This window comes from Mumia sp. ZJ430, from assembly GCF_011751845.1.
Taxonomy (GTDB): domain Bacteria; phylum Actinomycetota; class Actinomycetes; order Propionibacteriales; family Nocardioidaceae; genus Mumia.
In genome coordinates, this window is sequence record NZ_JAAHFK010000003.1 from 790,145 (window position 1) to 806,175 (window position 16,031).

Genomic DNA, 16,031 nt, shown 5'->3' on the forward strand with positions numbered 1-16,031 from the left:
CCTCGTATGACCACACCCCTCATCCCGGTGGACAGGATCCTCCCGGTCCTGGACGAACCAAAGCCCGTCCGACGACGCCGTCGCCGCGCCCTCGGCAAGGCGTCGCCGCTGACCTACCTGGTCCTGACGTTCGTCATCCTCGCCTCCGTGGCACCGCTCTACTACATGGTCGTGATGGCGTCGCGGCCCAACAGCGACATCACCTCCACCCCGCCACCGCTCACGCCCGGCGACCAGCTCGGCGAGAACGCCACCCGCGTCTTCGCGAACCCCGACGTGATGTTCGCGCAGTCGCTGCTCAACTCGCTGATGGTCTCGCTCGTCGCGACGATCACCGTGGTGACGCTCTCCTCGCTCGCGGGGTTCGCGTTCGCCAAGCTCCGCTTCCGCGGCAAGAACGTCTTCCTGCTCGCGGTGATCGGCACGATGATGGTCCCGGTCCAGCTCGGCCTGGTCCCCCTCTACATGCTGATGGGCTGGCTCGGCCTCGCCGGCAGCCTGTGGTCGGCGGTCCTGCCCTTCCTCGTCACCGGCTTCGGCGTGTTCTTCATGCGCCAGTACGTCAGCCAGGCGATCCCAGACGAGCTGATCGAGGCCGCGCGCGTCGACGGCGCCTCGACCCTGCGGATCTTCGCGCAGGTCGTCTTCCCTGCGATGCGCCCTGCCGTCGCGGTCCTGGGGCTGCTCACGTTCATGGAGCGCTGGAACGACTTCATGTGGCCCTACCTCACGCTCTCCCCCGAGAACCCGACCGTCCAGGTGGCGCTGTCGCGGCTGTCGGGCGGCTACTACACCGATCAGGCGCTGGTGATGGCGGGCACGCTGCTCGCGACCGTCCCGCTGGTCCTGGTCTTCATCCTCTTCGGTCGCCGCATCGTCGGCGGAATCATGGAAGGTGGGCTCAAGGGATGACCGACGTCGTCACCGATCCCCTCACCACGCTCGCAGCGTCGTTCCCGTCCGGCTTCACCTTCGGCGCCGCCACCGCGGCCTACCAGATCGAAGGTGCCGTCGCGGAGGACGGCCGTACCCCGTCGATCTGGGACGCGTTCTCCGCGCAGCCCGGCCGCGTCGCGAACGGCGACACGGGCGAGGTCGCCGTCGACCACTACCACCGGATGCCCACCGACGTGGACCTGATGAGCGACCTCGGCCTCGGGGCGTACCGGTTCTCCGTCTCGTGGCCGCGCGTTCAGCCCGGCGGCGCCGGACCGGTCAACCCGAAGGGGATCGACTTCTACGACCGGCTGGTCGACACCCTGCTGGACCGGGGCGTCGCACCGTGGGCGACCCTCTACCACTGGGACCTGCCGCTCGCGCTCGAGCAGGCGGGCGGTTGGCCGGCACGCGACACGGCGGCGCGGTTCGCCGAGTACGCCGGAGTCGTCGCCGACGCCCTCGGCGACCGCCTCCACGGCCTGATCACGCTGAACGAACCATGGTGCTCAGCGTTCCTCGGCTACGGCAACGGCGTGCACGCGCCGGGTCGTGCCGACGGGGCGACCGCGCTCGCCGCGTCGCACCACCTGCTGCTCGGGCACGGCCTGGCCGCACAGGCGATCCGCGCGATCGCGCCCGAGACGCCGCTCGGCCTCACGGTCAACCTCTATCCGACCTCGCCTGCGCTCCCCGAGGGCTATGACGGCCCTGACCGCGCGGCGTACGACGATGCCGTGCGACGCGTCGACGGACTGTGCAACCGGTGGTTCCTCGACCCGGTGTTCGGCCGCGGATACCCGGCCGACGTCGTCGAGGACGTCCGGCCGATGTCGGCGCTGGAGTTCGTCCGGGGCGGAGACACCGACGTGATCGCGGCGCCGCTGGACTTCCTCGGCGTCAACTACTACACGCGTCACGTGGTCGCTCCGGGCGCGCACCCGGGCGCGGCGACGGTGGAGTTCCGCAAGCGCGGACTGCCGACGACAGCCATGGGCTGGGAGGTCGACCCGGACGGCCTGTACGACGTGGTCCGCCGCGTGCACGACGACTACCCGGCGATCCCGATCTATCTGACCGAGAACGGCTCCGCGTACGAGGACGTCGTCTCCGCCGACGGCCAGGTCCACGACCCGGAGCGGCTCGCGTACCTCCGGGAGCATCTCGAGGCGATGGCACGCCTGTCCGCCGACGGTGTCGCGGTCGCGGGCTACTTCGCGTGGTCGCTGGTGGACAACTTCGAGTGGGCCGAGGGCTACGCGAAGCGGTTCGGGCTGGTGCACGTCGACTACGACACGCAGGTGCGGACCCCCAAGGACAGCGCGCGCTGGTATGCCGCACTCCTTGCGGCCCACCGGGACGGGATACTGGGCGCATGACGGGTGGGCCGGAGGCTGGCAAGCGCCCGACGCTCGAGCAGGTCGCCGCGCTCGCCGGCGTCGGGCGTGGCACCGCGTCCCGCGTCATCAACGGCTCCCCCTCGGTCGCGCCACAGACCCGCGACGCGGTGATGAAGGCGGTCGCCGAGCTCGGCTACGTCCCCAACCAGGCCGCGCGCTCGCTGGTCACCCGCCGTACGGGCGCGATCGCCCTGGTGATCTCCGAGCCCGAGGAGCGCCTGTTCAGCGAGCCGTTCTTCGCCGGTGTCGTCCGCGGGATCTCACAAGTGATGGACGAGCGCGACCGCCAGCTCGTGCTCGTGCTCGTGCACGGACCGGCCGAGCGACGCGACGAGCCCGCCGCCTACCTGAGCCCGCAGCACGTCGACGGTGCGCTGCTGCTCTCGCAGCACGAGGGCGACGACCTTCCGCAGCAGCTGCGTGACCGCGGGCTGATGCTCGTGCACGGCGGCCGGCCGCCGGGCGTCGAGGGCGCCAGCTATGTGGACGTCGACAACGTCGGCGGCGCACGCGCGGCCCTGCGTCATCTGCTCGAGCGCGGGCGGCAACGGGTGGCGACGATCGCAGGACCGCCCGACATGCAGGCCGGACGCGACCGCTTGCGCGGCTACCGCGAGGCGCTCGAGGCCGGCGGGATCGCATACGACCCGAGCCTGATCGAACAGGGTGACTTCACCGAGCCCGGCGGGTGGCAGGCGATGCGTCGCCTGCTCGCGCGCCACCCGGACGTCGACGCGGTGTTCGCCGCATCCGACCCGATGGCGCTCGGCGCCCTGCGCGCACTGCGCGAGGCGGGGAGCGCGGTGCCTGCCGACGTCGCCGTGGTCGGCTTCGACGACTCGCCGATGGCGGCGATGAGCGACCCGCCGCTGACGACCATCAACCAGCCGGCCGACGTCCTCGGCCGCGAGATGGCCGAGATGCTCCTGGCGGCTCTGGCCGACCCGGAGAACGACGAGGCGCGCAGCCTCGTCCTGCCGACGAGCCTCGTCGTCCGCGGGACGACCTGAGTCACGGCGTCTCCGGAGGGGCCGGGCTGATCAGGTCGTGAACGCCTCGCCGGTCTCCCCCGGCTCGGCCGGCGTCGAAAGGATGCCCGTGCACGCCGCGGCCGCGGCTTCAGGATCACCTCGGACGACGGCGACCGCGAGATCGTCGAGCAGCGATCGGAGCATCGGCGTCTCCTCGGGGTCAGGACACTGGACGGCGAGCATGTCCTCCAGCTCGCCGAGGAGGCTGTTGCCCGCCAGACGGCGTACGCACCGCCAGACCTCGTCGAACGTCGGGACGGTGCCGTCGTCGCCGAGCATCGCGATCCGCATCGCCTTCTGCGGGTGGCTCGCCGCCGCACGAGCGACCCCGCCCATGACCGCCTCGCGGGCGGCCGCCACCTCCGAGCGAGGGTGGGCAGCAATCCGGCCGGGGAGATCCTCGGCGACCGGTGCCTTCCGGACGAGGGCGCCCACGCCGTGCCGGACCTCGACCCGTCCCTGGGTCTCGAGGGCGGCGAGCGCCTGCGCGAGCGTGGCGCGGCTGACCCCGAGGTCGCGCGCCAGCTGACGCTCCGAGGGGAGCCGGTCACCTGGCACCAGGCCCTGCGCGTCGATGAAGTCCGCGATGTGCTGCGCGAGGTGCTCGTACAGCCTCGGACGCTGCACGGGACGGGGCCCGCGCTGATCGTCGCCCTGGCTCATGAGGGGAGCGTACTTGACATTTGCACCAGTGGACCAGAGGCTAGGCCACTGAACCTGTGGTCTGCACCACATGACGTAGCACACACCTGGAAGGGGACCCCGTGTCCACCGAAATCGTCGCGCTGGCCGCGCTCGCGCTGGTCTTCCTGATCGCGACCGTCCGCAGCATCAACATGGGTGCGCTCGCGCTCGTGGCCGCCTTCATCGTGGGCCTCAGCGTCTTCGGCGACGACACGGACGCGATCATCGCCGGATTCCCGGGCGAGTTGTTCGTCATCCTGGTCGGCGTCACCTACCTGTTTGCGCTCGCCAAGAACAACGGCACCGTCGACTGGATCGTCCACGGCGCCGTCCGCGCCGTCCGCGGACGGGTCGCGCTCGTTCCGTGGGCGATGTTCTTCGTCTGCGCGGTCGTCACCGGCATCGGCGCCGTCAGCCCCGCCGCGGTCGCGATCGTCGCACCGGTGGCGATGGGCTTCGCGCACCGCTACCGCATCCACCCGGTGATGATGGGCATGATGGTGGTCCAGGGCGCGACCGGCGGCAGCTTCTCGCCGATCGGCATCTTCGGCAGCATCACCAACGGCGTCGTCGACTCCAACGACCTCGAGGGCAGCCCGACCTTCCTCTTCCTGGCCGCGATGACTGCCGCCACGCTCGTCGCCGCGATCACCTACGTGGTCTTCGGCGGTCGTGAGCTGATCCGCCGTGGCAAGGACGAGCGCGCGCTCGTCGACGTCGGCGCGACCGCCGAGGCCGCGAGCAGCGCGGCGACCCGTGGCGCGGTTACGGGGACGCCCGGCTCCGCCATCGAGCAGGGCCTCGGTCGCACCGACGACCTCGACGACCTCGACGACGACACCCGCCTCAACCTCGAGCGTTCGAGCACCCTCCTCGGTCTGGTCGCACTCATCGTGGGCGCGCTCGCGTTCGACCTCGATGTCGGCTTCACGGCGCTCACCGTCGCGGTGGTCCTCACCCTGCTCTTCCCGCCGTCGGCACGTGGCGCGGTCGAGAAGATCAGCTGGGGCACGATCCTCCTGGTCGGCGGCATCGTCACCTATGTCAACCTCCTGCAGAACCACGGCGTCGTGACCTGGCTGGGCGACCGCGTCGCCGAGGTCGGCGCACCCCTCATCGCAGCACTGCTGATCTGCTTCATCGGTGCAGTCGTCTCGGCGTTCGCCTCGACCACGGGCATCATCGGCGCCCTGATCCCGCTGGCGGTCCCCTTCCTGCTCACCGACCAGGTCAGCGCGATCGGACTCATCGCCGCGCTCGCGATCTCGAGCTCGGTCGTCGACTGCAGCCCCTTCTCGACCAACGGCGCCCTGATCGTCGCGAACTCCGACGAGAGCCAGCGCGAGATGGTGTTCAAGCGCCTCATGCAGTGGGGCATGTCCATCGTCGTGATCGCTCCCCTGCTGACCTGGGCAATCCTCGTGCTCCCGACGACGTGAGCAAAACGGTGTCCGGAGACGAGCCCGAGGCGGGCGGCGACCACGCCGCCCGCCTCCGGGCGTCCTTCACCGCCCAGGCCGACACGTTCGAGGAGCCCACGCTCAACGCGGCGTTCACCTCTGCGCTCGACTGGGTCGTCGAGGCGGCTCAGCCCCATGCGGGCGACCAGTGCCTCGACCTCGCGTCGGGCACCGGGCTCGTCGGGCGGGCACTTGCGCCGCACGTCGCCCACGTCACCTGCGTGGACAGCACCCCGGCCATGCTCGCGCGCGGACGCGCGGCGGCCGCCGCCGAAGGCCTCACGAACATCACCTTCGTCCTCGGCGACGCGACCATCCCGGTCGTCCCCGCAGGGAGCGTCGATCTCGGCGTGACCCGGTTCTCCCTCCACCACGTCCCCGATCCGCTGGCCGTCCTGCGCACGATGGTCGAGGCCTGCCGGCCGGGCGGTCGTGTCGTCGTGCACGACCTCGCGTCGTCGACCGACCCGACGCTCGCCGCCCGTCAGGACGCGATCGAGACCTGGCGCGACGACTCCCATCTGCGCACCCCCGTGCTCGGTGAGGTCGCGGCCTGGCTGCGCGACCTCGGCGCCGTGGTCGACCGCACCGACCAGCGGACGTACGAGCGACCACTCGAGCCGTGGCTTGCGCAGTCCCTCACACCGCCCGACCGTGCCGTCCACGTGCGGCAGGCGTTCGCCGACGAGCTCGCCGGCGGCGAGCCCACCGGATTCGCGCCGACGCAGCGCGACGACGACGTCTGGTTCACCCAGACCTGGGAGCTCACCGTCGCCCACCGCCCCTGACCGACGACCTACACCACCGCCGTACCCGCCACGCCCGCACGACCAGGAGCACCGCATGCTGACCGACATCGTCGTCCTCGACCTCACCCGCGCCCTCGCCGGCCCGCACGCCGCGATGATGCTCGGCGACCTCGGCGCCCGGGTCGTCAAGGTCGAGTCGCCGACCGGAGACGACACCCGTGGCTGGGGACCGCCGTTCGTGGGTGAGCCCGGAGACGAGGAGTCGACGTACTTCCTGTCGTGCAACCGCAACAAGGAGTCGGTGACCGCCGACCTCAAGAGCGACGCCGGCAAGGAGCTGCTGACGCGGCTCGTACGACAGGCCGACGTGCTGCTGGAGAACTTCCGACCCGGTGTCCTCGCACGCCTCGGCTTCTCCGAGGAGCGTCTCCACGAGCTCAACCCCCGACTGGTGATCTGCTCGATCACCGGGTTCGGGCACGACGGGCCGGAGGGTGGGCGCGCCGGGTATGACCAGATCGCGCAGGGCGAGGCCGGGCTGATGAGCATCACCGGCCCGTCGCCCGAGGAGCCGACCAAGGTCGGGGTCCCGATCGGCGACCTGCTCGCCGGGATGAACGCCGCGTACGGGGTGGTCGCCGCGCTGCACGAGCGCCACGCCACCGGCCGGGGGCGGGTCGTGCGGACGAGCCTGCTCGCGAGCATCGTCGGCGTTCACGCATTCCAGGGCACCCGGTGGACGGTCGCCGGCGAGGTGCCGCGCGGGATGGGCAACCACCACCCGTCGATCGCTCCGTACGGGCTGTTCCGTACGGCCGACTCGCCCGTGCAGATCGCAGTCGGCAGCGAAGGGCTGTGGACGCGGTTCGCACCGTTGATCGGGCTCGACCCCGCCGCCGCGCCGTACGCGACCAACCCCGACCGGGTCGGCGGGCGTGAGGGACTGACCGCGCTGATCGAGGAGCGTTTCGCCGACGAGGGTGCCGAGGTGTGGCTGGCTCGGCTGGCCAACGCGGGCGTCCCCGCCGGCAAGGTGCGCACGCTCGACGACGTCTATGCGTGGGACCAGACCCGCTCGCAGGGGCTGCTCATCGACGTCGAGCACGAGAGCCTCGGCTCCGTCTCGCTGCCGGGCCCTGCACTGCGGCTCGACGACAACCCGTATGCCGGCGCGCGTGAGACGCACCTGGCTCCCCCGCGACTTGGACAGCACAACGCATCGATCGCCGCGTGGCTCGACGCCTGCGAGACGGACGACGCGCGCGGTGGGTCGGAGGCGACGGCGTGAGCACCCGGTTGAGCGCGCAGGCGCTGATCGACCTCGTGCTCGACGACGGGTCCTTCGGGTCCTGGGACACGCCGGTCGTCCGAGGCGAGGTGGCGCCCGACTACGCCGCGGACCTCGCCCGTGCACAGGAGCGCTCCGGCACCGACGAGTCCGTCGTGACCGGCGAGGGCACGATCCACGGGCGCCGGGTGGCGGTGCTCGTCGGCGAGTTCGGGTTCCTCGCCGGGTCGATCGGCGTCGATGCGGCCGAACGGCTCACGGTCGCCGTGGAGCGGGCGACCGCCGAGGGACTCCCCCTGCTCGCCGCGCCGGTCTCGGGCGGGACGCGGATGCAGGAGGGCACCCCGGCGTTCGTCCGGATGGTCCAGATCACCGCGGCGATCTGCGCGCACAAGGACGCTGGCCTCCCGTACCTGGTGTATCTGCGCAACCCCACCACCGGCGGCGTCATGGCGTCGTGGGGATCGCTGGGCCACATCACGGTCGCGGAGCCGGGTGCGCTGCTGGGGTTCCTCGGGCCGCGCGTATACGAAGCGCTGTACGGGGAGCCGTTCCCCGAGGGCGTGCAGACGTCGGAGAACCTGTACGCGCACGGCATCGTCGACGCGGTGCTCCCGCCGGAGGAGCTGGCCGGGATCGTGGACCGGACGCTGCGCATCCTGCAGTCGCCACGGCCGACTGCTCCGGGTCTCGATACGTCCTCGCCTAGCGGCTCGGACTACTCGACCAGTGGGGTCGGCTCGGATCCGTGGGAGTCCGTCCTCGCTTCGCGCAGCGACGATCGCCCGGGGGTCCGCGCCCTCCTGCGCCACGGCGCGAGCGACGTCGTCCCGCTCAACGGCACCGGCCAGGGCGAGGCGGGCCACGGGCTGGTGCTCGCGCTCGCCCGCTTCGGGGCGTCGCCCGCCGTGCTCCTCGGTCAGGACCGGCGCGCGCAGACCGCCGACCGGCCGCTCGGCCCGGACGCCCTGCGTGAGGCGCGCCGCGGCATGCGGCTGGCCGCCGAGCTCGGGCTCCCGCTCGTCAGCGTGATCGACACCCCCGGCGCTGCGCTGTCCGTCGACGCCGAGCAGGGTGGGCTCGCCGGCGAGATCGCGCGCAGCCTCGCGGACATGGTGACACTCCCCGTCCCGACTCTGACCGTTCTGCTCGGCCAGGGCACCGGCGGCGGCGCGCTCGCGCTGCTGCCCGCCGACCGCGTCGTGGCCGCGCAGCACGCGTGGCTGTCACCGCTGCCGCCGGAGGGTGCGAGCGCGATCGTGCACCGCGTCCCCGACCGGGCAGCGGAGATGGCACGCGCCCAGCGCGTCGGCGCCGCCGCACTCGTCGAGGACGGGACCGTCGACCGCGTCATCGCCGAGTCGCCCGATGCCGCGCAGGAGCCGGAGGCGTTCTGCCGCCGGGTCAGCGAGGTCGTCGAGGACGAGCTCACGCAGCTGTGGGCGGCCGACGACGTGGCACGCCGCGCCGCGCGACGAGCGCGCTTCCGCCGCGGACTCGCCGGCGCCTGACCGTCACGCGCGGGCGAAGGTCAGGACGTCGTCGCGATCGGCGAGAGTCTTGCCGCGCAGACCGGGCGGCACCGTCATCGACAACCAGGGCGCGAGCTCGTACGCGATCCCTTCGACGGTCGTGGCACGTGCCCACACCTGTGCGGCCGGCGCCGGGAGGACGACGCGGCGGTCGATGACGGGCACTGCTACCTCCGGGGAAGCGTGAGGACGGGCACGGGCACGTGACCCATGATGCGCGGTGCGTTCGATCCGAGGAAGATCCGGCGGACCGGACCATCGCGGCTCGACGTCATCACCAGCATGTCCCCCTCGCGCCAGTGCACCTTGTTCACGGCGCCGCGCCACGAGTCGGCGACCGCGACGATCCTGTCGGTGACCGGCACTCCGGTCTCCTCCACGAGCGACGCGGCACGCGCCTGGAAGGCGTCGATCTGCTCGCGCCACGCCTCGTACACCGCGTCGTCCGCCCGGCGCCCTCCTCCGTCCGGCAGCGCCGGCAGGCGTCGTACGCCGAAGGTCACGAGCCCGAGACCGACGCCTGCGCGCCGCGCCAGCAGCGTCGTCGCGTCGAGGGCGGAGTCCACGGCGGCGTCGGAGTCGACGGCGAGGACGAGGCGTTCGAGCCGGTCGGTCGGCTCTGACCAGAACGAGCGCGGGGAGAGCGCGACGGGAAGCGATGCCCGGTGGAGCAGCCAGGTGCTGACGTTGCCGAGCGCGACGTGGCCCATGAGCGCGTCGCCCGCCGATCCGACGACGAGCACCGACGCGTCTGCGCGTTCGGACGCGGTCACCAGCTCGCGAGGCACCGACCGCGCGGTACGGACGACGGCGTCGACCCGCACCTCAGGCGGCGGGATCGTCCGCGCCTCGGCCATCGCCTCGGTTGCCATCCCCTCCAGGTGGCGCCGCCAGTCGGCATCCGCACCGGACGCCGCACTCCCCCGGCCCCACGCGTCGGAGACCACGCAGCACAGCAGCAGGTCCTCCTCGGTGGACGCCGCGATCCGGCCGGCCAGGTGGACGGCGTGCATGCCTCGCCCGTCGGGGCCGATCCCCGCCACGACGGTCACGACGTCGCCTCCTCGTCGCCGGCTCCGGTGCGCAGCGTCGAGCGCCGGAACCCGTACGAGAAGTAGAACGCGAGCGCGACCGCCACCCAGATGAGGAACACCACCCACGTCACGAGTGCGAGCCCCGTGAGCACGTAGATGCACGCGGCGATCGACAGCAGCGGCAGCACGGGATACAGCGGCACCTTGAACGTGCGCTCGAGGTCGGGTGCGCGCCGGCGCAAGATGATGACACCGAGCGAGACCACCATGAAGGCGACGAGCGTCCCGATGCTCACCGTGTCGAGCAACCAGTTGAGCGGGATGAAGCCCGCGATGAGCGCGACGACGGTGGCGACGATGATCGTGTTGGGGATCGGGGTGAGCGTCCGGGGGTTCACCCGGGCGAAGATCGGAGGCAGCATCCGGTCACGGCCCATCGTGAAGAGGATGCGCGTCTGCCCGTACATGACGACGAGGGTGATGCTGAAGATCGAGATGACCGCGCCCGCGGCAAGCACCGTGCTCGGCCAGGTCGAGCCGGTGACGTTCTCCAGGATCTGCGCCAGCCCTGCCTGCTGCCCCTCGAAGTCCTGCCACGGCTGTGCGGCGACGGCGGTGAGCGCCACGGCGACGTACAGGGTGGACACGATGATCAGCGAGATGATGATCGCCTTCGGCATCGTGCGTGCCGGGTCCTTCACCTCGTCCCCGGCCGTCGACACGGCGTCGAGTCCGATGTAGGAGAAGAAGATGGTCGCCGACGCCGCCTGGATCCCTGCGACACCGAACGGGGCGAAGTCGGCGAGGTTGTCGCTGTTCCAGCCCGTCGCCGCGATCGCGATGAACAGGAGGAGCACGGCCACCTTGATGCCGACCATGATCGTGTTGACGGTCGCGGACTCGCTCGCGCCACGGATCAGCAGCAGCGCGCACAGGACGACGAGGACCATCGCGGGCAGGTTGACGACGCCGCCGGCCTCGGGCGCGTACGACAGGTCGTGCGGGATCTGGACGCCGAAGAGGTTGTCGAGGAGCTGGTTGAGGTACTCCGACCAGCCGACCGCCACCGCGGACGCAGACACCCCGTACTCGAGCAGCAGGCACGCCGCGACGACCATCGCGACGACCTCGCCGAGGGTGGCGTACGCGTAGGAGTACGACGATCCCGACACGGGGACGCTGCCAGCGAGCTCGGCATAGCAGAGCGCAGTGAGTCCCGCCGTGACCGCGGCGATCACGAACGACACGACGACACCTGGCCCGGCATTCGGAACGGCCTCGGTCAGGACGAAGAAGATGCCCGTACCGACCGTCGCGCCGACGCCGAACCCGACCAGCTGGACGAGCCCGATGGTGCGCTTGAGGCCCTCCTCGGTGTGCGGACGTCGACCCACCGGCATGCGTCGGAAGATCTGCGCGGCGAACGACGACTGCTGCGCCCCCATGTCCGATGAAACGCACGCCGATGCCGAGGCCGCAAGTCGGACGCTAGCGGTTTGAACCGCCTGTAAGTCTTGGTGACGGTCGGCCTGGGGCTGGCTGGCAGGGTTAGCGCCGGTCACCCGTGCGCGTTGTGACCGCGGCGACGACAGCGCCTAGGGTCACGACAACCGCGGCGCTAACGGTGCGCGCGGCCGGTCGGCGGCGTTCGGTCAACGGCCCGACGAGTGCTAGGACGATGGGGAGTGCGCCGACCACGGTGCCGATCATTGCGGGGCTCGCGTGCCGGGTGGCTTCGACCAGGAAGATGTTGAAGCCCGCCAGGCCGGTGGCGGCCAGCGCTAGAAGGAGCAGAACGTCACGGGCGGTTCAGACCGCTAGCGTCCGACTTGCGGCCTCGGCATCGGCGTGCGTTTCATCGGACATGGGGGCGCAGCAATCGTCGCAGAGACGGCCGTCGAGGAGCCAACGAGCAGCATCGCGGCGGCGGCACCCGCAGCGGGAGCGTTGGAAGAATTCATGCCGCGTACTCCTTCGGGTGCGGGGCGGTGCCCGCCGCGGGGCTGAGTACTTGACGGGTAACGCGCTCGGCCATGGCGGCAACCAGGGTGCGCGGCCGGCGCGGCAGCAGATGCGCGGACAGAGCATTGCCGAGTCCGGGAGTGACGTATCCCCGGTCCCGGTCGAGCGCGCGTAGAGCGGCGCGTACAACCGGTTCGGGCGTGGTCATCGAGCCGTTGACGGCCGCCTTGCGGGTGCCGATGGCCTCGAAGAAGGGGGTGTCGACCGGGCCGGGGCACAGAGTAAGTACGCGAATGCCGCGACCGCGGTACTCCTGGCGCAGGGCCAGCCCGAAGTTCAGCACGAAGCCCTTGGCCGCCCCGTAGACGGCGAAGTAGGGGGAGGGCTGAAACCCCGCGGTGGAAGCGACGTTCAAGACTGCTCCCGTGCCGCGCTCCAGCATGTCGGGGAGCAGCGCGTGGGTGAGGTCTACGAGCGCGACGACGTTGACCATCAGCTGATCGTGGTCACGCTCTGCGGCGATCTCCTCAAAGCGACCGCAAATGCCGAAGCCGGCGTTGTTGACCAGCAGGTCGACGCGGAGGTCACGGGCGGAAAGCTGACCAGCGATCTGCCGGGCCGCATCGGGGTCGGAGAGGTCCTGGACTAGGACGTGGGCCCGGATGTCGTGCTCCGCGGCGAGGCGCTCTGCGAGAGCGGTGAGCCTGCCCTCGGAACGCGCCACCAGGATCAGGTCGTGTCCGCGGGCGGCGAGTTGTGCGGCGAACTCTGCCCCGAGTCCGGATGAAGCCCCGGTGATGAGCGCTGTACTGTGCATGGATTTCTCCTTGAGTGGCAGTAAACTAAGACACAAGCGTTGCTCATAATGAGCGTAAATGCAACACTGACGATGCAGTTAGTTCGGGAGCAGCGCAGTTCCGTGTCGTTTTGGGGCTGAGCAGATAGGTGGGAGGCGCCATGGGTGAGACAGCGGCACGGCCGTTGCGGGCGGACGCGGAGCGCAGTGTGCGCGCAATTTTGGAGGCAGCCGAACGCGTGCTCTCCACGGATCCCGGCGCGTCGATGGAGCAGATCGCGACTGCGGCGGGGGTGGCCAGGACAACGATCCACCGGCGGTTCGCCCATCGGCAGGCACTGATCGATGCCTTGGCATCTTCGGCCGCCCGCCAGCTCGTCCAAGCCGTGGAGGACGGCCGGCCCGACACCGCCCCTCCCCTGGTGGCATTGCACCGGATCACGGCCAATGTGCTCGAGGTGAAAGGCGCCTGGGCGTTCGCGCTGGGACTACCTGCCCATCCCGACAGCGAAGCGGCGGCCCTTCACGAGGACATCGGCCAGCGTTGCATCACAGTGCTGGAACGAGCCCGGGCGGACAAGCTCATCGACGAGACGGCCGACCTCGACTGGGTGCGGCGGGTCTACTACGCGCTCCTCGGGGAATCCCTGCGCGGAAGCCCGGACGATACCGACATCGACACTGACACCCTCGCCGCCCGCATCATCGATGCCCTACTGCATGGCGCAGGTCCGCGCACCTAAGCTCGGCCGAGCCGTCGGCTACCGCGGCGTCGGCCGACGTCCCGTCTGGTGCTCAACCCGATGCCGAAACGACGCCGCCTTGCAGCGGCTCGGCGCCCGCAAGGGCGCCCTCGAGGTCCGGCTCGTCGAGGTCCCCCGCCACCGACCGAGAGCCCAAGCGGATACCCCCCAACCCGCCGTCCTCGGCCCCGACCCAGCAGCCGCTAGGGCCCGAAAAGACGCAGGCAGACGGACGCTCTCCCCAGTCGAGCGGGAGAGTGGCCGCTCCGGTATCAGCCCTTACCGAGGGTGCTACCGGCCTTCGATTTTGCGCCCTTGGACGATCCGTCGGACGCGAGGGTCTTGCCCGCCTTCGACAGCGCGGCCTTGCTCGGCTTGCTGCTGGCCATGTCGCCACCTCCTCTCATCACCGGCATGAGTGGAGCCACCGACATTTTGGTTGGCAGCAAGGTTCGCGGGTGTGCTCCGGGCCACCGACCGGGACACGGTGTGATCTCTGACCGCTGAGTGAGTCGCCCGCGGACTGGTGTCCGGTCGATGCGGTGGTCCTGTTCGGGAACTTGGAGTCCGTGACCCCACAGGGTCGCGAGACTTCTGCTTAGAGAATGTCTGGACCGTGGCCGTGCCGCTCAGTCATTTCTGATCCGAACCAATGACTGACGGGAGCACGAGAGATGACGATGACCTTGGGTATCGACGTGGCGTGCCGTGCCGGGCCGACCAACAGGCCAACCTTTGCGGTGGACGGACGGCCCGTGTGGCGGTAGAGAGTTCCGATCCCAGGCTGGGCCAGCTACTTCCACCACTCCTGGGGACTCACCCTATGCCGGAATGACGGAGTTCTTCGCCACCGCATCTTGACCGGTCTGCAGTGCCTCGCGTCAGACCAAGGAAGGGTTCACTCGGCAGGGGGCAGACCCGTCTGCAGGCTGAGAGGGTCTAGCGTACGCTCTATCGCCGTCCGCCCGGCTTCGAACGCGGCTTTGAGGATCTTCGCGTCGCGAGTGAGGCGCCCGACTCGCGGCGAGTCCGGTCCGGGGCGCACGGACAGCACTGCGGATTTGGCCTTGGTCCGCCGGTCGACGGATGTTGGCCCCCCCGGCAGCACGGCTTGGTCGTATTGCGCGAGCAACGCTTCGTCTTCCAGAAGGCGGCGGTCCCGTGCTAGGAAGCTGTGCCGCACGGGGTCGGGATAGATCCGCAGCGCGGTCGCGGAGGTTAGGCGCGCCCTGTATGACGGGCGCGTGCGTGGGCCGGGGTCAGATTTACCGGCGGCGAGTGGCGGCGCTGGCCGGGACCGCAGAACCAGAACGTGACTGGCGCCCTGGGCGAGGGCGGTGCGGTAGGGGATGGACTCGGAGAGGCCGGCATCAGAGAAGCGCCGGCCTGCTAGCTCAATCGGTGGACCGGCGAGGAAGGGCAGTGCAGCGCTGGCGCGCAGGGCCAGTCGCAGTTCGGCCGGACTGGTCAGATGAGGGCGTAGATCAGTGGCTTGGCCAGTGTGGAAGTCGGTCGCCAGTGGGTGGTACTCGACGGGGTTGGCCAGGATGGCGTTGAAGTCCATTCGGGCCACCTCGCAATAGAGGTACTCGACGAGGTTCTGCACATCGACCATCGGCCGGCCGCGCCAAACGTTGGACGGACGGATCATCGCTGTCACATACGCCGGTTCAGCCCATCCGGTCAGGTTCTCAGGGGCTCCGCTCAGCAGCCACGCTCCAGTGATCGCGCCCGCAGAGGCGCCGTAGACGGCGTCGAAGGCGTGCGCCGCCCCCATCTCGTGCAGGGCTAGGGCCATCCCGGCGGAGATTGTGCCGCGCATGCCGCCGCCCTCGATGGCCAGCGCTACCCGTTGGCCGTCCTGGCGTTCGCCGGGACGGCTTCCGTGGCGCACGCGGTCGGCTAGGACGCGCAGGACTTCGTGGCAGCCGTCCCCGGTCATCAATTCTTCTTGCATGTGCTCTCTCGTCTCGTATCGCTGATCCCGCCGCAGCTATGACGGTTCTGTCTCAGATGGCGGGTAGTTGACATGCTGGACCCGACCGCCCTACTGGCCGTGGCTTGCTGTGCCGGGTTCGCCGCCGGCCAGGTATGACCGCGCCTGGACCCAGATAGCGGGGTCAGGCTGGGTGCCGGCCCAGGTGGCAGACCTGACCTTTCCCCGTCCGCGATAGCGGCGCATGATCGTGACGTGGTCAGGCCAGGCCACGAACCGGTGCAGGGCCTCCTCGTCCTGCCAGATCGACACCGAGCCGCACCTGGCCTGCAGGGGGGCTGTCCATAGCCACATGCCGACCGCGCCCGCATGGAGGGGCCAGGATCGGCGCAGCGTGAAGCCGGCCTGGTAGATGCCAGGCAAGTCGAGGTGGCGACTGGCCTGGAAGTCGGTGACGCTGATCAGCACTGGGCCTGTGGT

Annotated in this window: 15 protein-coding genes; 8 read left to right on the plus strand and 7 right to left on the minus strand. The window is 70.5% G+C overall.

All coding sequences use genetic code 11. The features are described 5' to 3' along the window. Positions 1 to 6: 6 nt before the first annotated feature. Genes HCT63_RS15940 through HCT63_RS15950 form a run of 3 tightly spaced genes read left to right on the plus strand, consistent with a single transcriptional unit; the run spans position 7 to position 3,346 of the window. The gene (locus HCT63_RS15940; RefSeq protein ID WP_167006944.1) at positions 7 to 912 is read left to right on the plus strand and encodes a carbohydrate ABC transporter permease; all 906 of its coding nucleotides are present in this window, start codon (positions 7 to 9) and stop codon (positions 910 to 912) included. After that, positions 909 to 2,315 carry a GH1 family beta-glucosidase gene (locus HCT63_RS15945; RefSeq protein WP_167006945.1) on the plus strand — a complete coding sequence of 469 codons (1,407 nt, stop codon included), beginning with the start codon at positions 909 to 911 and terminating at the stop codon, positions 2,313 to 2,315. Before HCT63_RS15940 ends, HCT63_RS15945 begins: the two co-directional genes overlap by 4 nt. Next, entirely contained in the window at positions 2,312 to 3,346 is a 1,035-nt protein-coding gene (locus tag HCT63_RS15950; RefSeq protein ID WP_167006948.1) for a LacI family DNA-binding transcriptional regulator, read from the plus strand. Before HCT63_RS15945 ends, HCT63_RS15950 begins: the two co-directional genes overlap by 4 nt. Positions 3,347 to 3,376: 30 nt before the next feature. Here the strand turns inward: HCT63_RS15950 and HCT63_RS15955 are convergent, their stop codons facing one another. Further along, on the minus strand, positions 3,377 to 4,030 hold the full coding sequence (locus HCT63_RS15955; RefSeq protein WP_167006951.1) for a GntR family transcriptional regulator: 654 nt from the start codon (positions 4,028 to 4,030) through the stop codon (positions 3,377 to 3,379). Between the two features lie 101 nt (positions 4,031 to 4,131). Here HCT63_RS15955 and HCT63_RS15960 point away from each other — a divergent pair, with 101 nt between their 5' ends. Genes HCT63_RS15960 through HCT63_RS15975 form a run of 4 tightly spaced genes read left to right on the plus strand, consistent with a single transcriptional unit; the run spans position 4,132 to position 9,059 of the window. Beyond that, positions 4,132 to 5,490, plus strand: coding sequence for an SLC13 family permease (locus tag HCT63_RS15960; RefSeq protein WP_167006954.1), 1,359 nt, complete (start codon positions 4,132 to 4,134; stop codon positions 5,488 to 5,490). Positions 5,491 to 5,498: 8 nt separating this feature from the next. Beyond that, positions 5,499 to 6,299 (plus strand): methyltransferase domain-containing protein, encoded by an 801-nt coding sequence (locus tag HCT63_RS15965; RefSeq protein ID WP_167006957.1) that lies wholly within the window; start codon positions 5,499 to 5,501, stop codon positions 6,297 to 6,299. 55 nt (positions 6,300 to 6,354) lie between these two features. After that, complete coding sequence (locus HCT63_RS15970) at positions 6,355 to 7,548, plus strand: CoA transferase (RefSeq protein ID WP_167006960.1); 1,194 nt, start codon at positions 6,355 to 6,357, stop codon at positions 7,546 to 7,548. Further along, a complete protein-coding gene (locus HCT63_RS15975) occupies positions 7,545 to 9,059 on the plus strand; it encodes a carboxyl transferase domain-containing protein (RefSeq protein ID WP_167006963.1) in 1,515 nt (504 codons plus the stop codon). Before HCT63_RS15970 ends, HCT63_RS15975 begins: the two co-directional genes overlap by 4 nt. A 3-nt stretch (positions 9,060 to 9,062) precedes the next feature. Here the strand turns inward: HCT63_RS15975 and HCT63_RS15980 are convergent, their stop codons facing one another. The 4 genes from HCT63_RS15980 to HCT63_RS15995 all read right to left on the minus strand — a co-directional run bounded on the left by HCT63_RS15980 (position 9,063) and on the right by HCT63_RS15995 (position 12,893). Further along, positions 9,063 to 9,245, minus strand: a complete 183-nt coding sequence (locus tag HCT63_RS15980; protein WP_167006967.1) for a hypothetical protein — start codon at positions 9,243 to 9,245, stop codon at positions 9,063 to 9,065. A gap of 2 nt (positions 9,246 to 9,247) precedes the next feature. Beyond that, complete coding sequence (locus HCT63_RS15985) at positions 9,248 to 10,132, minus strand: universal stress protein (protein ID WP_167006970.1); 885 nt, start codon at positions 10,130 to 10,132, stop codon at positions 9,248 to 9,250. Further along, entirely contained in the window at positions 10,129 to 11,559 is a 1,431-nt protein-coding gene (locus HCT63_RS15990) for an amino acid permease (protein WP_167006973.1), read from the minus strand. The genes HCT63_RS15985 and HCT63_RS15990 overlap by 4 nt, the downstream gene beginning before the upstream one ends. Positions 11,560 to 12,071: 512 nt before the next feature. Next, positions 12,072 to 12,893: an SDR family oxidoreductase gene (locus HCT63_RS15995; RefSeq protein WP_167006977.1), complete on the minus strand. Its 822-nt coding sequence runs from the start codon at positions 12,891 to 12,893 to the stop codon at positions 12,072 to 12,074. Positions 12,894 to 13,033: 140 nt separating this feature from the next. Between HCT63_RS15995 and HCT63_RS16000 the strand changes: the two genes are divergently transcribed. Beyond that, on the plus strand, positions 13,034 to 13,615 hold the full coding sequence (locus HCT63_RS16000; protein WP_167006980.1) for a TetR/AcrR family transcriptional regulator: 582 nt from the start codon (positions 13,034 to 13,036) through the stop codon (positions 13,613 to 13,615). Positions 13,616 to 14,513: 898 nt separating this feature from the next. Here HCT63_RS16000 and HCT63_RS16005 read toward each other — a convergent pair. Next, positions 14,514 to 15,572 carry a patatin-like phospholipase family protein gene (locus HCT63_RS16005; protein WP_208322465.1) on the minus strand — a complete coding sequence of 353 codons (1,059 nt, stop codon included), beginning with the start codon at positions 15,570 to 15,572 and terminating at the stop codon, positions 14,514 to 14,516. A 90-nt stretch (positions 15,573 to 15,662) separates the two neighbouring features. Then, entirely contained in the window at positions 15,663 to 16,019 is a 357-nt protein-coding gene (locus HCT63_RS16010) for a hypothetical protein (protein WP_208322466.1), read from the minus strand. Positions 16,020 to 16,031: the final 12 nt, after the last annotated feature.

Excerpts from the sequence above, each read along its gene's own strand:
- HCT63_RS15940 (WP_167006944.1), top strand. The coding sequence starts at position 7 with ATGACCACACCCCTCATCCCGGTGGACAGGATCCTCCCGGTCCTGGAC.
- HCT63_RS15995 (WP_167006977.1), bottom strand. The coding sequence starts at position 12,893 with ATGCACAGTACAGCGCTCATCACCGGGGCTTCATCCGGACTCGGGGCA.
- HCT63_RS15945 (WP_167006945.1), top strand. The coding sequence starts at position 909 with ATGACCGACGTCGTCACCGATCCCCTCACCACGCTCGCAGCGTCGTTC.
- HCT63_RS15950 (WP_167006948.1), top strand. The coding sequence starts at position 2,312 with ATGACGGGTGGGCCGGAGGCTGGCAAGCGCCCGACGCTCGAGCAGGTC.
- HCT63_RS15970 (WP_167006960.1), top strand. The coding sequence starts at position 6,355 with ATGCTGACCGACATCGTCGTCCTCGACCTCACCCGCGCCCTCGCCGGC.
- HCT63_RS15955 (WP_167006951.1), bottom strand. The coding sequence starts at position 4,030 with ATGAGCCAGGGCGACGATCAGCGCGGGCCCCGTCCCGTGCAGCGTCCG.
- HCT63_RS16005 (WP_208322465.1), bottom strand. The coding sequence starts at position 15,572 with ATGCAAGAAGAATTGATGACCGGGGACGGCTGCCACGAAGTCCTGCGC.
- HCT63_RS16000 (WP_167006980.1), top strand. The coding sequence starts at position 13,034 with ATGGGTGAGACAGCGGCACGGCCGTTGCGGGCGGACGCGGAGCGCAGT.
- HCT63_RS15990 (WP_167006973.1), bottom strand. The coding sequence starts at position 11,559 with ATGGGGGCGCAGCAGTCGTCGTTCGCCGCGCAGATCTTCCGACGCATG.